The organism is Streptomyces sp. BK340, from assembly GCF_007827595.1.
Taxonomy (GTDB): Bacteria; Actinomycetota; Actinomycetes; order Streptomycetales; family Streptomycetaceae; genus Streptomyces.
Map to the genome: position 1 here is coordinate 159869 of NZ_VISR01000016.1, position 13968 is coordinate 173836.

Consider the following 13968-nt stretch of genomic DNA (forward strand, 5'->3'; position numbering starts at 1 on the left):
CTGGGGGCGCCCCTTGTCACAAGGGGCGCCCCCAGCCGTGTACCGGAATCCGCTCGCCGCAGCGGGATCCGCTCGTCAGCCCTTGACGGTGCACTTCGGCAGGGCGGCGGTGTCGCCGCTGCGGATGTCCTTCAGGGCGCCGAGCGCGTCGCCGATGGTCTTGACCTTGACCAGGGTGAGCCCGCCCGGGGTGTCCTTGGCGGCGGCCGCGCAGTTCTCGGCGGGGGTCAGGAAGTACTGGGCACCCTTGCTGCGCGCGCCGACGGTCTTCATCTCGATGCCGCCGATCGGCCCGACCGTGCCGTTGTCGTCGATCGTCCCGGTGCCCGCGACGAACTTGCCGCCGGTGAGACTGCCCGGGGTGAGCTTGTCGTAGATGCCGAGCGCGAACATCAGGCCGGCGCTGGGCCCGCCGACGTCGGCGAGCTTGATGTCGATGGTGAACGGGAAGGTGTGGTCGGTCCCGGCGGAGATCCCGACGATGGCCCGCTTGACGCCGCTGTCGGCGGAGGTCGCCGTCGTGATCTTCACGTCCTGCGTCCTGGTCGCCGTCTTGTGCTCCTTCTGGGCGGCGGCCTGCTCCTTGACGGGGACGACGGTGAAGACGACGTTCTGCCCCGGCTTGTGCTTGGTGACGAGCTTGGCGACATCGGACGGCTGCTTCACGGCCGTACCGTCCACGGCCTTGATCACATCACCGGCGTGCAGCCGGCCCTCGGCCGGGGAGCCCTTGACGACGGTGGAGACGATCACCCAGGACTTCACCGGGACGCCCAGTTCCTTCAGGGCGGCGACCTTGGCGCTCTCCTGGGACTGGCTGAACTCCTCGGCGTTCTCCTGGGTGGACTGCTCCTCCGTCTTGCCGTCCGGGTACAGCGTGTCGTGCGGCACGACCTTGGTGTCGTGCGCCAGCCAGCCGTAGACGGCCTCCACCAGGTTCATCCGGAAGTCGGCGCTGGTGACCCGGACGGTGGTCATGTTGAGATGCCCGTCCGTCGGGTAGGTCTTGTGCCCCTCGATCTCCAGCACCGGCTCGCCCGCGTGCTCCCCGAGCGTGTTCACGGTCGGCCCGGGGGACATCTCCGAGTACGGCACGGGGATGAGCACTCCCGCGCACAGGAGCGCGATCAGCATCAGGGTGGAGGCGAGCATCGTCGCGGTGCGGCGTGGCATGCAACGACAGTACGGGACGCCTCTGTCAGCGCACCGTCAGGGCACCCCCGTCAGGCGCCGTGCGCGCCCGAGCGGGGCTTCTCCATGGCCTCGCGGAAGCGTGCGTACCCGTCCAGTTCGGGCCCGTCGCTGCGGGCCCGTCGAGTGCGGTTGGCCCAGCTTCCCCACAGACCGGCACCGACCGCAGCCACAAGCGGAATCAGCAACCAGGCAAGCGCCGCCATGCCGACCTCCCAACCCCATGAGCGTCCGCGACTGACTGATCAGCAGATTAACCATCCGCACTGACAACGCTCACGCCAGGGGGTCGGTTACGCAACCGGAGTGGGAGGTGGGCCGAACGTGAACACGGGTGCGGCTGATGTCAGCAGGCGCCGACCCACTCCTCGGTCCCGTCGGAGAACTTCTGCTGCTTCCAGATGGGCACCTCGTGCTTGAGGTCGTCGATCAGCTTGCGGCACGCCTCGAAGGCCTCGGCCCGGTGCGGGCACGACACGCCCACGACGACGGCGAGGTCCCCGACGTCGAGGTCGCCGACCCGGTGGACGGCGGCCAGCGCGCGCACCGGGTACTCGGCGACGACCTTCTCGGCGATCCGCCGCATCTCGGCCTCGGCGCTGGGATGGCAGGAGTACCCGAGCGCGTCGACGTCGGCGCCCCCGTCGTGGTTCCGCACGGTCCCCACGAAGAGCGCGACGCCGCCGGCGGCGTCGTCCCCGACGGCCCGGAACACCTCGTCCACGGACAGCGCGGTCTCGCGGATGCCGATCAGCTTGATGGGATCCTGAGCCGCCTGCTCACCGGGGTGATCGTTCGTAGCTGCCATGGGTCCATCGTGCCGCATGCCCCCGACGACGAGGAATACGACTTTCACCAGGCACACGCGCGTGCCGCCTTGGAGCCTTCTACAGGGGCTGCCGGCCCACCGGGGCAGGGCCACGGCCGCTCGTCGGCCCACCGAGGCGGGTGCTGGGCGGGCACAGGCCGGGGCTCCAGGGGCGGGAGCCCCCCTGGCGGAGGTCAAGGGGCAAAGCCCCCACGCCTCACCGCCGCCGGGCCTTCCGAGCCCGCCGGACCACAGCGGCGGCGCCCAGCAGGGCCACCGTCGCACCCGCCGCGCCCGCAGCCGTCGCGTCCTTCCGCCCCAGCCGGCGCCCCGCGACCGTATGCCGCCCGGAGACCTCCCCCAGCAGCTCCGCGAGCACTTCCTCGTTGGTCCACCCCGGCCGCCACCCGGCATCGTGCAGCCGGCTCCCGCTGACCACCCAGGGATACATCGTGTACGCCAGGTCCCCCGCCGGAGAGGGAGTGAGCCCGATCCGGTGCAGCCGGGCCGCAGCGCCGAGCGCGACGGCCGACGGCAGCTCCATCCGCCGGATCCCGCTCAGCTCCTCCACCTCCTCCTGCTCCAGCCACCCGTCACAGCCGACCGCCAGTTCCCCGTCGACCTTCTCCAGGACGGCGTACTCCAGAGCGCTGCACAGATCCTCGACGTGACAGAACTGCCACGCGGGCCGCGACCCGGCGACGACCAGCAGTCGAGGCGACTCGAAGTACCTGGTCAGCGCGGTGTCCGTGCCCCCGACCAGCACGGCGGGCCGGACCACGGTCACGTTCAGCCCCGGATGCGCCCGCGGCGCGCGCCGCGCCAGCCGCTCGATCTCCAGCAGGTCCCCGACCCCGGTGGCCTCGGCCGTGGCCCGCAGCTCGGCGTCCTCCGAAAGCGGTAGCTCGTTGTCCGGCAGCGCCCCGTAGACCATCGCGGACGTGCACAGCACCACCCGGTGCACCCCGGCCGCCGCGGCCGCGGTCAGCACGGTCTGTGTCCCCCGGACGTTGTAGGCGGTGCGGGCGGCCGGGTCGCTCCCGAGGTCCAGGTCGAGCGCGAGGTGCACCACCACGTCCGCGCCGCGCAGCTTGTCGGCGATCGACGGGTCGCGCACGTCGAGGATGTGCCACTGTGCGGCCTCGCACTCCCCGCGCCGCTCGTCGATGGCGATGACCTGCTTGATCTCCTCGGACGCGGCGAGCCGCTCGGTGAGCAGGGCTCCCACCCCGTCGGCGGCACCGGTGACCGCGACGACGGGTCCGCGCACGGCGGGCGGGGTTGAGGGGTTTCGCGCTGCGCGAACCTGCGGATCTGGGGAACTCACCTGGCGTCTCCAGAGGTTGTCTTCGGTACGGGCGCGACTGACGCGGCCGTACCAGGTGCATCCATCCTGCCGCAGGCCTTCTGTGGACGAAGCACCGAGGCCCGATCGGGTCCGGGTGTCTACGCTGGGTGGTGATGTCGGGCAGCCGCGCCGCCGGAGAATCACCGGCGGCCTTACCAGCCGAGGAACCCCGTGAGTGACACCCCATTCGGATTCGGCCTTCCGCCGGAGGAGCCGGAAGACGGCGACGAGGGCAAGAAGAAGGACCAGCAGAGCGGTGGTGAGCAGGGACCGGGCAACCCGTTCGGTTTCGGGCTGCCGGGAGCCGGAGGCTTTGGCGGCCCCGGCGCCGACAATCCGCTCGCAGCGATGTTCGGTTCCCTGAACCCCACCGACCTGGGTGCCGCGTTCCAGCAGCTGGGCCAGATGCTCTCCTACGAGGGCGGCCCGGTGAACTGGGACATGGCCAAGCAGATCGCCCGCCAGACGGTCTCCCAGGGCACCCCGGACGGCGTCAAGGACGCGAGCGTCGGCGCCGCCGAGCGCACCGCGGTCGAGGAGGCCGTCCGCCTGGCCGACCTGTGGCTGGACGACGCGACGTCCCTGCCGTCGGGTGCCGCCTCTGCGGTGGCCTGGTCCCGCGCGGAGTGGGTCGAGGCGACCCTGCCCGCGTGGCAGGAGCTGGTCGACCCGGTCGCCGAGCGGGTCGGCGCGGCCATGGGCGACGTCCTGCCGGAGGAGATGCAGGCCATGGCGGGCCCGCTGATCGGCATGATGCGCTCGATGGGCGGTGCCATGTTCGGCACGCAGATCGGGCAGGCCGTGGGCGTGCTCGCCGGCGAGGTCGTCGGTTCGACCGACATCGGCCTCCCTCTGAGCCCGGCCGGCAAGGCCGCGCTGCTCCCGGCCAACGTGGAGGCCTTCGGCAAGGACCTCGGCGTGCCGCAGGAGGAGGTCCGGCTCTACCTGGCCCTGCGCGAGGCCGCGCACCAGCGCCTGTTCTCGCACGTGCCGTGGCTGCGCTCGCACCTGTTCGGCGCGGTCGACGGGTACGCGCGCGGGATCAAGGTCGACACGGCCAAGCTGGAGGACGTGGTCGGCCAGTTCGACCCGCAGAACCCCGAGCAGCTGCAGGACGCTCTCCAGCAGGGCATGTTCCAGCCGGAGGACACGCCCGAGCAGAAGGCGGCCCTGGCCCGTCTGGAGACGGCTCTGGCGCTCGTCGAGGGCTGGGTGGACGCGGTGGTCCACGCGGCCGCGAAGCCGCGTCTGGCGTCCGCCGACGCCCTCCGTGAGACCCTGCGCCGGCGCCGGGCCACCGGCGGTCCGGCGGAGCAGACGTTCGCCACGCTGATCGGCCTGGAGCTGCGCCCGCGCCGGCTGCGCGACGCCTCCCGCCTGTGGGCCTCGCTCACGGACGCGCGCGGGGTCGACGGCCGGGACGCCCTGTGGGCCCACCCGGACATGCTGCCGACGGCCTCCGACCTGGACGACCCGGACGGCTTCGTGCACCGCGAGCAGCTGGACTTCTCCGAGCTGGACAAGATGCTCGGCGAGGCGGCGAGCGGCCACGGCGAGAAGCCGAACCCGAAGAAGGACGACGAGGACAAGGGCGACGGCACCGAGTGAGCCTGCACGACGACGCGGCCCTCGTCCTCAAGGGGTACGAGGGCCAGGGAGAACTGCGCCAGGCCTACCTGGACCATCTGGCGACCCATCCGGACGGCATGTGGAAGGCCTGCCACGCGGGCCACATCACAGCGAGCGCGCTGGTGATCGACCCCGAGCACGGCCGGGTACTGCTCACGCTGCACCGGAAGCTGCGGATGTGGCTGCAGATGGGCGGCCACTGCGAGCCGGGTGACGCCTCGCTGGCCGCGGCGGCCCTGCGTGAGGCGACCGAGGAGTCCGGCATCGCGGGACTGACGCTGCTGTCCGGCGGTCCGGTGCGCCTGGACCGGCATCCGATCCCGCCGCCGTGCCACTGGCACTTCGACGTGCAGTACGCGGCGCTGGCCCCGGGCGACGCCGAGCACGCGGTCAGCGACGAGTCGCTGGACGTGCGCTGGTTCGCCTACGGCGAGGTGGCGGACGTGGCGGACGAGTCGGTCGTACGCCTGCTGGACGCGACCCGCGCCAGGCTCTGACAGGTAAGGGGCGACCGCCACGGCGGTCGCCCCTTACGTCTGTTTTCCGGACGGTCAGCTCCAGACGTTGCCCTGGTTCTGGCCGCGCGCCCCCTGCTGCCCCATGCCGAACTGCGCGGCGAGACCCTGGCCGATCTGCGCGTTCTGCGGCGGCAGCAGCTCGCTGGGCTGCACGAGCGCGAACCCGGAGCCCATGAAGCTCAGCTCCCAGCCCTCACCGGTGTTCCCACGCCGCCGCCACACTCCCGAGGAGTGCGTCTGGGCCTGCATCTGCACCCGCAGCCCGGTGGACCAGGCGACGATCGCGTCCGCGTCGCAGTTGACGTACTTGTCGGGCGTGACCTGCATCAGCAGCGGCGCGCCCGAGGTCATCAGGGCCACCTTGCCGCGCCCGGTGATGTTCAGCTGGTACTTCCCGGACCCGGAGATGCCGTAGAGGCTGTCGACGGCGATGACCTCGTGGTGCAGCGAGGAGTCCATGGCGAGGACGTAGCTGCTGTCGACCGTCAGGCCGTCCTGCTCGACCTCCATGACGTGCACATGCTGGGCGAGGTTGGCGAGGTAGACCGTGCCCTGCCCGTGGCAGCGCATCAGGTCCAGGCCCTCGCCGGTGTACGCACGCGCGCGTGCCTGGCTGTTGCTGCGGTACTCGGCATCGAACTCGACGAGTCCCTGGTAGGCGACCATGGTGCCCTTGCGGGCGAGGAGGTCGTCGTGACCCTCGAGGGTGACCCGGAGCATCTGCTTGTTCTGCAGGCTCCAACGCTCCTGAGTCTGGGAGTCGTTGTACGCGAAAAGCGGGCTCTGCATGATGTTTCTGGCTCCCCCTCAGCCCCGGAACCGGAGGCGGTCGGTGCTGTCCTCGCTGGGCTGGACGACGACGATGCCCTGGCCGGAGAAGGCCATCTGGTAGGCCTCACCGCTGCCGCGGCCGATCAGTGACTGGGCCTTGAAGCTGCGCTTGCCCTTCACCTTCAGGTTCGGGGACCAGGCGACGAGCGCGTCGGGGTCGACGTACGTCTCGTCCTCGCCGCCGCCGCAGTCGACGACGATCGGCTTGCCCCGGGAGGTCAGCGCGACCCAGCCCTGCCCGGAGATCCTCGTGTTCCACAGGCCCTGTCCGGCGAACTTGGCGAGCCCCTTGACGCGCTCCACGCCCCAGTCGAGGTGGGCGTCGAAGGCGAGCAGGTTGGTGGCGTTGACGGAGATGCCGTCGCCGTTGAGGTTGATCACGACGACGTTGGCGCCGTAGTCGGCGAGGTAGAGCAGTCCGTCGCCGGAGCACTTCATCAGCGGCGCGCCTTCGCCGGTGATCCAGTCGCGGGCGATCTGGCGCACGGCCGGCGGGTTGGGCTCGTACTGGATGAAGCCTTCGTAGGCGACCATCGACCCCACGCGCGCGAGGAGGTCGTTCCCGGTCTGCAGGGCGACCTTCAGCATGTGGTCGCCGTGGTTCTCCATACGGGCGGTGACGGGTGCGGGGGCGTAGCCCGCGAGCGGCTGGTTCATGACGGGCTCCCTCAGACCTCGTACGGCTGGACGACGATGAAGTTGCCGGGCGCACCCCGGAACTGCAGGTTGACGCTCTCACCGGTGTCGCCCGGGTAGGCGTTGCGGCGCATCCGGACCTGGCTGGAGACGATCACCTGGGAGGCCGCCGACCAGGCGACGACCGCGTTGCAGTCGGCGAAGGTCGTGGGCGTCACGGGCAGCACGACGGGCGTGCCGTGCGTCTTGACGACGATGGTGCCGGTGCCCTGGAACTGCATGGTGAACAGCGCGCCACCCGGGATGCCGTGGCCCTCGATGCGACGGACCTCGTGCTGGAGGCTCTCGTCGAAGGCGAGGACGTTCTCCGCGGACACGCAGATCGCGTCGCCCTGCAGCTCGATGGGGTGCAGGTGGGTGGAGTTCTCGGCGAGGAACACCTGGCCGTTGCCGGTGCAGCGCATCAGCTGCATCTCCTGGCCGGTCGCGTTGCCCACGAGCCGCCCGGCGAACCCGGCGCCCTTGTAGCTGAAGTCGACCTTGCCCTGGTAGAGCACCATGCTGCCCTGCCGGGCCAGCACGGGCTGCCCGCCGATGCCGAGGTCGACACGGATCAGCTTCTTGTTCTGCTGTGTCCAGCGCTGCCCGGTGGGCGTCTCCTTGAACGCCTGGAGCGCGGCCGTGACACCGGCACCACCCTGGGGAGCGCCCTGCGGCACTCCGTAGGGAGTGGTCTGCTGACCCGGGACCTGGCCGTAGGGCGGCTGCTGGCCGTAGCCCGGAGGCATGGGCGCACCCGGCTGACCGCCGTAGGAGGGCTGCTGGCCGTAGCCCGGAGGCATCGGCGCGCCGGGCTGGCCGCCGTACGACGGCTGCTGCGGCGGCTGGCCGTAGGGCGCGGGCGCCGGGGCCGGCGGATGGACCGTGCCGCCGGCGGGCGGGGTCAGGGGGGCGATGATCGTCGGCGCCGCGTGCACGTTCGGCGCGGGTGCCGGGGCCGGGGCCGGGGCCGGGGGCGGAGTCGCGCTCGGCGGCGCGAAGCCCTGCGGAGCGGGTGCCGGAGCAGGGGCGGGCGCCGGGGCGCCGAACGCGGGCGTCGGGCCGGCCTGTGCGGGCGGGGCGAAGCCGGGGGCGGCGCCGGACTGCGGCTGCTGCGGGGCGGCGGGCGCCTCCTCCTCCAGCACTTCGCCGCCGAAGTTCTTCAGCAGCGCCTCCAGGCCGCCGTCGAAGCCCTGGCCGACCGCGGCGAACCGCCACACGTCCTTGAAGTAGAAGTCACCGAGCATCACGGCCCGCTCGGTGGAGAACTCCGAGCCGCTGAAGGAGTACCGCGCGACCTCCTCGCCGCCGGCCACGATGCGCACGTATCCGGGATCGATCTGCGACATCTGCCCGGCACCGTCGATGGTCGCCGTGAAGGACAGCTTGCGGATCTGGGAGGGGATCCGGTCCAGGGTGACCCGGAACGACTCCGTGTCACCCGACTGGGTACCCAGCAGCTGAATGGACTCCTCCGGGGACTTCGGCTGGTTGAAGAAGACGAAGTACCGGTCGTCCGAGAGACGCTCGTCGGCGTCCAGACCGAAGCAGCTGATGTCGAAGGTCAGTCCGGGGGCGGAGATCTGCACGCCTACGTACAGATCCGTGCCCGCCGTGAGGTCACTGATCCTGGCCTTGTGGCCGCGTTGGAATTCCCTGGCCATGCGTTACGACCGTCCCCCATCCCGAATGTGAGTGCGTCGCGCCAGGCTAACGGCAAACCCCGACATCGGACGCAGCCGGTACAGACCCGGTACACAACCGCGCCCGTGGACGGATCCACGGCGCCCGTTCACTCCCCGCGCGCGCCGGGCCCATGTGGCAGCCGCTCGGCCGCCACCACCCCTTCGAGGTAGCCGCGAGCCCGCTCGGTGCGCGGGTAGGACTCCAGCAGCCGCCAGAAGTCCGGCCCGTGACCAGGCACCAGCAGATGCGCCAGCTCGTGGCACAGCACGTAGTCGACGACGTACTCCGGCATCCCCTGCAGCCGGTGCGAGAGCCGGATGCTGCCCTCGGCCGGCGTGCACGAACCCCACCGGGTGTTCTGGTTGGTGACCCAGCGCACGGAGGCGGGGCGCGCCCGGCCGTCGAAGTACTGGTCCGACAGCCGCTCGGCGCGCTCGGTCAGCTCCGCGTCGCCCAGCACCCGTTTGCTCTCCTGGGCGGCCAGTTTGTCGAGCATGACGGTCACCCAGCGCTGCTCCTCCGCCTCGGACATCCGGGCGGGGATCAGTACGACGGTGCGATCGCCCTCGCGGTACGCGGAGACCGTGCGGCGGCGCCGGGTACTCCTGCGGACCTCGATCGCGCTCGCCCCCGAGCCGCTCGGCGGCTGGCTCGTCGTGCTGCGCTGTGGCTTTCCGGCGCGGTGCAGGGGGTCGGCGGGCACGCCCCGACGTTACCCGCTGGACAGCACCGAAGTCCCGGCTCCGGAACGGTTCGATGCCGATGCCCCACCATGCGTTTGATTTGTACGACCGATATGCCCGACTGGTGCACCCCGTTCGTACGACGATCATCCCCCGCCTGTGGACAACGCCCGCCGCCCGTCAGCCCGACCCGGCATGCTGGCAGGCGTCGACGGAGCATGACCGGCTTCACCGACAACACGGATGTCCACGAAGGTCATGGACACCCATGGACTCAAGGAACATTTCAGGGCAGTTCACGGAATACGGGGGACCTGTGATGCATCCGATGGTGAAACCCGCGCTGCGACGCGGCTGGCGCGACCTCAACACCGTGCAGTTCGGTATGACCCCGGCGCACGCGATGACACTCGGACCGATGGACACGGCCACGGGCAGCTTCCTGGAACTGCTCAACGGCACCCGCGCCCTCCCCCTGCTGCGCGAGGAGGGCCGGCGCATGGACCTGCAGGACGGCCACGTCGACGCGCTCCTCGACCGGCTGGCCCGGGCCGGACTGCTCGACGACACACGCGGCGGCGGACCCGCCGCGGACACCCTGCGCGAGAAGACGGACGTCCTGGAGCGGCTCCGCCCCGACCTCGCCTCCCTCTCCCTGACCGCCCCCGAACCCGGCGGCGCCCTCGGCCGGCTCGCGGCCCGCCGCTCCCTGCGCGTGCAGGTACGAGGCGCGGGACGGGTCGGCGCCGTACTGGCCTCGGTACTGTCCGGGGCCGGCGTCGGCGAGGTCGACGTACGCGACGTGGGACGCGTGGAACCGTGGGACGTGGCCCCGGGCGGGCTGCCCGCCGACTCCCTTCGCGAACGCCGGGACGAAGCGGCACGGGCAGCCGTCCGCCGCGCCGCCCCCGACCGCCCGCCACGCCGTACCCGCTCCAGCCGCTGCGGCACGGAGGACCCCGGACTCTCCCTGGTGATCCTCGCCCCCAGGGACGACGTCGCCGTGCACACACCGGACCCGTTCACCGCCGAACCCCTCATGACCTCCGGAACACCCCACCTGTACGCAGGCGTCGTGGAAGGCACCGGGATCGTCGGACCGCTCGTCCTGCCCGGCGAGACCAGCTGCGCCGGCTGTCTGCACCAGGACCGCACGGACCGGGACCCCGCCTGGCCCCGCCTGGTCGCCCAGTGGCGCTCCGGAAAGGCCCGCCGCGTGGGCGCCTGCGACCTGGCACTCGCCACCACGGTCGCGGGACTGGCCGCCGCACACGCCCTCGCCTTCCTCGACGGGGAGACACCGTCCAGCACCGGCACCCGCTGGGAGGCCTCCCTGCCCGGTCTGAACTGGCGCTCCCGGCCGGTGCGGCCGCACCCCGCATGCGGGTGCGGGACCGCGGAGAGAGGAAATGGGGAGCACTCCTCAACCGACGGGGAGCCACGCGAGACAATGGCGGTGCAACGGCCGCCGACGGAGCGACGACGCGAGGCAGGCCCGGCGCGGCCGACTGGGACTTGGAGGGCGCATGTCTGATCTTCCCCGGAAGGCGGTCACCCGTACCGCCAAGCTCGCCGCGCTCCCGCTCGGCTTCGCAGGCCGGGCGACCTGGGGGCTGGGCAAGCGGATCGTGGGCGAGTCCGCGGAGATCGTCGGCCGGGAGCTGCAACAGCGCACCGCGGAGCAGCTGTTCAAAGTCCTCGGCGAGCTGAAGGGCGGAGCCATGAAGTTCGGGCAGGCGCTGTCCGTCTTCGAGTCCGCCCTCCCGGAGGAGGTCGCCGGCCCCTACCGCGCGGCACTGACCAAGCTCCAGGACGCGGCCCCGCCGATGCCGACCCGCACGGTGCACGCGGTGCTGGAGGAGCGGCTGGGAGAGGACTGGCGGGACCTGTTCCTGGAGTTCGAGGAGAAGCCGGCGGCCGCGGCCTCCATCGGCCAGGTGCACCGGGCGGTGTGGCACGACGGCCGTGAGGTGGCGGTCAAGGTGCAGTACCCGGGCGCGGGCGAGGCCCTGCTGTCCGACCTGAGCCAACTCAGCCGTTTCGCACGGCTGTTGGGCCCGCTCATCCCCGGCATGGACATCAAACCGTTGATCGCGGAGATGCGGGACCGTGTCTCCGAGGAGCTGGACTACGCGCTGGAGGCCCAGGCCCAGGACGCCCACGCGCAGGAGTTCGCGGACGACCCCGACGTGGTGGTCCCGGCCGTGGTGCACCAGTGCGATCAGATCCTGGTCACGGAGTGGATCGACGGGATCCCGCTGTCGGAGATCATCACGGACGGCACCGAGGAGCAGCGCGACCGCGCCGGGCAGCTCCTGGCCCGCTTCCTCTTCTCCGGACCGGCCCGCACCGGTCTGCTGCACGCCGATCCGCATCCCGGCAACTTCCGTCTGCTGCCCGACGGCGACGACGACTGGCGCCTGGGCGTCCTGGACTTCGGCACGGTCGACCGGCTCCCGGGCGGCCTGCCGACACCGATCGGCATCTCGCTGCGGATGACCTTGGACGACGAGGCGGAAACCGTCTACGAGCTGCTGTGCGCGGAAGGGTTCGTCAAGGAGTCCATAGAACTGGACCCCGACGCGGTCCTCGACTACCTGCTCCCGATCATCGAGCCCGCCCGGGCCGAGGCGTTCACCTTCACCCGCTCATGGATGCGCAGCCAGGCCGCCCGTATCGCCGACCCCCGCTCCCCCGCCTACCAGCTGGGCAAGCAGCTCAACCTGCCGCCGGCCTATCTGCTGATACACCGGGTGACGCTGAGCACCATCGGCGTGCTCTGCCAACTGGGGGCCACGGTACGACTGCGGGACGAACTGGAGGAATGGCTGCCCGGGTTCGTGCTCGAGGACGAACCGGCAGAGGAGGAACCGGCCGCGGAGGCGTGACCGGGGCTGCTGAGCCGCCGGGCTGCTGGGCTGCCCGGCTGCCACGGTGTTGGTGGGGGGTGGGGAGGGGTGGGGCGGGGGGAGGGCCCCCGGAGAAGCGTTCTCACCACCAGGACGAGTCCAGCCGCCCCTCGATCGCTCGTAGGTTCTCCCGGGAGCAGACGTCGCAGAAGTACTGACGGATGCCGTTCTCCACGGAGCAGGTCCAGGTGGTCGGCTGGGGGCCGCCGGCGGGGGTGCCGCAGCGGGCGCACACGAGGGGGCGGGGCTCCGTGGTGGAGCCGCCCTGATCACTTCCTCCGGAAGGGCTCGTCACGTGCCGACGATAACTCTCCGACCGGTGGATCGCCGTGCACAACGCACCGCGGGGGCCGGTCCGTTCGGTCGGACCGGCCCCCGCGGGGAAGGCTTCGCCTCCCTGTGCCGGGAGGCCACCGCTTCGAGTGTGCCGGGTTACTGCATGACGGCCATGGCGAGCGCACGGCGGGCGCGCATCGAGGCGCGTTCCGCCCGGCGCTGCATCCGTCGGGCGGTGACCAGGCTCAGGGCCTGACGTTCCCGCTCGGCGTCGTGCAGGCGCTCATGCATATGCGCACGGGCCAGGGCTTCTGGGATGAGTTGCATCTCTCGGGTCCTGTTCTGACGCGAGCCGGTCGCGCCGTTCATGGTGAAGTCTGGGGTCGCGGAGCCGGTGGGCTCGCTGGTGGACGGCTTCATCGGGGCCTGCTTCTTGGGGTCGTGCGTGAGGGGGCGATCGATCGTTCCTGCGGTGTTCATGCCGTGACCGGGTTCTTGCGCGGGCGGCCACGGGGCCGCTTGCGGGCGACGACGACGCCCTGGACGAACAGCTCGCCACCCCAGACGCCCCAGGGCTCACGCCGCTCCTTGGCGCCGGCGAGGCAGGCCTCGATCAGCGGGCAGGTGCGGCAGAGGGACTTGGCGTACTCGACGTCGGCCGGCGACTCGGCGAAGAAGACCTCCGGGTCGTAGGAGCGGCAGGGGACGGGTACGCCGAGGTTCTCGATGGCGTCGTCGAGCGCGGTGAGCGCGGTGAGGGGGGTCAAGGTGGAGTCCTCCGTGAGACCGGGCGGGGGGATCGTTTGTGAAGGCGGTACGGACGGGGCGTGCGCTTCGAGTTGCACGGTTGGTTTTCCTCGTCTGGTCGTTCCGGCCGGTTGACCGGGTGTCGGCGTGGTACCGGGTTCTTTCCTTGTCCCGAGGCCCCTTCGCTCTGTCGTCCCCGTTCGGGGCAAACAGAAGGGCCGCGGATCCCGGGTGGGGTTCCGCGGCCCTGAAGGCGCCGGCCTGATCGACGATCAGGCTGGATCACTCCAGGGTTCTGGCCCACGGAAGGCCCACATCAGGTGGTGCTGCGTCGTCTGCTTCCGGAATCCGGCACCGGCTGCCGCGAAGGCATAGGCATGCGCCCGTGCCACTACCGCTTCCAGTGCCTTGGTCGGTCGCTCATTGCGCTCACGGATGGGAAGACCCGCGAGAGACAGGGAGGACGCCGGACGGTCGGCACGGATGCCGGACAGACCGGTGCCCTGGTTCGAGGCGCCGAGCATGCACGTGGAGACGGTCGAGCGATCGGTCAGTTTGGCCGTGCTGATGAAGCTGGTGTTGATGCTGATCACTGGACTCGCCTCCTCTCGGCGTCTTGGGGACTGGGGTGAGCCAGTCCGTTCGGATATGCAAGTACATCACGGGA

Annotated in this window: 16 protein-coding genes; 4 read left to right on the forward strand and 12 right to left on the reverse strand. The window is 71.2% G+C overall.

The window, feature by feature from the left end; genetic code table 11:
* Positions 1–75 precede the first annotated feature (75 nt).
* The 4 genes from FB157_RS26485 to FB157_RS26495 form a co-directional block, all read right to left on the reverse strand.
* Positions 76–1173 (reverse strand): PDZ domain-containing protein, encoded by a 1098-nt coding sequence (locus tag FB157_RS26485; protein ID WP_145883143.1) that lies wholly within the window; start codon positions 1171–1173, stop codon positions 76–78.
* A gap of 50 nt (positions 1174–1223) precedes the next feature.
* Complete coding sequence (locus FB157_RS47460; RefSeq protein ID WP_186581698.1) at positions 1224–1379, reverse strand: hypothetical protein; 156 nt, start codon at positions 1377–1379, stop codon at positions 1224–1226.
* 158 nt (positions 1380–1537) lie between these two features.
* Positions 1538–1999, reverse strand: coding sequence for a molybdenum cofactor biosynthesis protein MoaE (locus tag FB157_RS26490; protein ID WP_145883144.1), 462 nt, complete (start codon positions 1997–1999; stop codon positions 1538–1540).
* A 217-nt stretch (positions 2000–2216) separates the two neighbouring features.
* Complete coding sequence (locus FB157_RS26495; RefSeq protein WP_145883145.1) at positions 2217–3326, reverse strand: SDR family oxidoreductase; 1110 nt, start codon at positions 3324–3326, stop codon at positions 2217–2219.
* A 192-nt stretch (positions 3327–3518) separates the two neighbouring features.
* On the opposite strand from FB157_RS26495, the gene FB157_RS26500 reads away from it, so the two are divergent.
* A complete protein-coding gene (locus tag FB157_RS26500; RefSeq protein ID WP_145883146.1) occupies positions 3519–4955 on the forward strand; it encodes a zinc-dependent metalloprotease in 1437 nt (478 codons plus the stop codon).
* Complete coding sequence (locus FB157_RS26505) at positions 4952–5473, forward strand: NUDIX hydrolase (protein ID WP_145883147.1); 522 nt, start codon at positions 4952–4954, stop codon at positions 5471–5473. Before FB157_RS26500 ends, FB157_RS26505 begins: the two co-directional genes overlap by 4 nt.
* A gap of 54 nt (positions 5474–5527) precedes the next feature.
* Here the strand turns inward: FB157_RS26505 and FB157_RS26510 are convergent, their stop codons facing one another.
* From FB157_RS26510 to FB157_RS26525, 4 genes are all read right to left on the reverse strand, one after another.
* A complete protein-coding gene (locus FB157_RS26510) occupies positions 5528–6283 on the reverse strand; it encodes an AIM24 family protein (RefSeq protein WP_145883148.1) in 756 nt (251 codons plus the stop codon).
* Positions 6284–6301: 18 nt separating this feature from the next.
* Positions 6302–6982: an AIM24 family protein gene (locus tag FB157_RS26515; RefSeq protein ID WP_145883149.1), complete on the reverse strand. Its 681-nt coding sequence runs from the start codon at positions 6980–6982 to the stop codon at positions 6302–6304.
* 11 nt (positions 6983–6993) lie between these two features.
* Positions 6994–8664, reverse strand: a complete 1671-nt coding sequence (locus FB157_RS26520; RefSeq protein ID WP_145883150.1) for a TerD family protein — start codon at positions 8662–8664, stop codon at positions 6994–6996.
* Between the two features lie 128 nt (positions 8665–8792).
* On the reverse strand, positions 8793–9389 hold the full coding sequence (locus tag FB157_RS26525) for a M48 family metallopeptidase (protein ID WP_145883151.1): 597 nt from the start codon (positions 9387–9389) through the stop codon (positions 8793–8795).
* A gap of 299 nt (positions 9390–9688) precedes the next feature.
* On the opposite strand from FB157_RS26525, the gene FB157_RS26530 reads away from it, so the two are divergent.
* Positions 9689–10903: a TOMM precursor leader peptide-binding protein gene (locus tag FB157_RS26530; protein WP_145883152.1), complete on the forward strand. Its 1215-nt coding sequence runs from the start codon at positions 9689–9691 to the stop codon at positions 10901–10903.
* Positions 10896–12257 carry an AarF/ABC1/UbiB kinase family protein gene (locus tag FB157_RS26535; protein ID WP_145883153.1) on the forward strand — a complete coding sequence of 454 codons (1362 nt, stop codon included), beginning with the start codon at positions 10896–10898 and terminating at the stop codon, positions 12255–12257. The genes FB157_RS26530 and FB157_RS26535 overlap by 8 nt, the downstream gene beginning before the upstream one ends.
* Positions 12258–12360: 103 nt before the next feature.
* Here FB157_RS26535 and FB157_RS26540 read toward each other — a convergent pair whose 3' ends face one another.
* From FB157_RS26540 to FB157_RS26555, 4 genes are all read right to left on the reverse strand, one after another.
* Complete coding sequence (locus tag FB157_RS26540) at positions 12361–12573, reverse strand: hypothetical protein (RefSeq protein WP_145883154.1); 213 nt, start codon at positions 12571–12573, stop codon at positions 12361–12363.
* Positions 12574–12710: 137 nt separating this feature from the next.
* Positions 12711–13034 (reverse strand): hypothetical protein, encoded by a 324-nt coding sequence (locus FB157_RS26545; RefSeq protein WP_145883155.1) that lies wholly within the window; start codon positions 13032–13034, stop codon positions 12711–12713.
* A complete protein-coding gene (locus FB157_RS26550; RefSeq protein ID WP_023546912.1) occupies positions 13031–13399 on the reverse strand; it encodes a WhiB family transcriptional regulator in 369 nt (122 codons plus the stop codon). The genes FB157_RS26545 and FB157_RS26550 overlap by 4 nt, the downstream gene beginning before the upstream one ends.
* 174 nt (positions 13400–13573) lie before the next feature.
* On the reverse strand, positions 13574–13894 hold the full coding sequence (locus FB157_RS26555) for a hypothetical protein (RefSeq protein ID WP_145883156.1): 321 nt from the start codon (positions 13892–13894) through the stop codon (positions 13574–13576).
* Between the last annotated feature and the right edge of the window lie 74 nt (positions 13895–13968).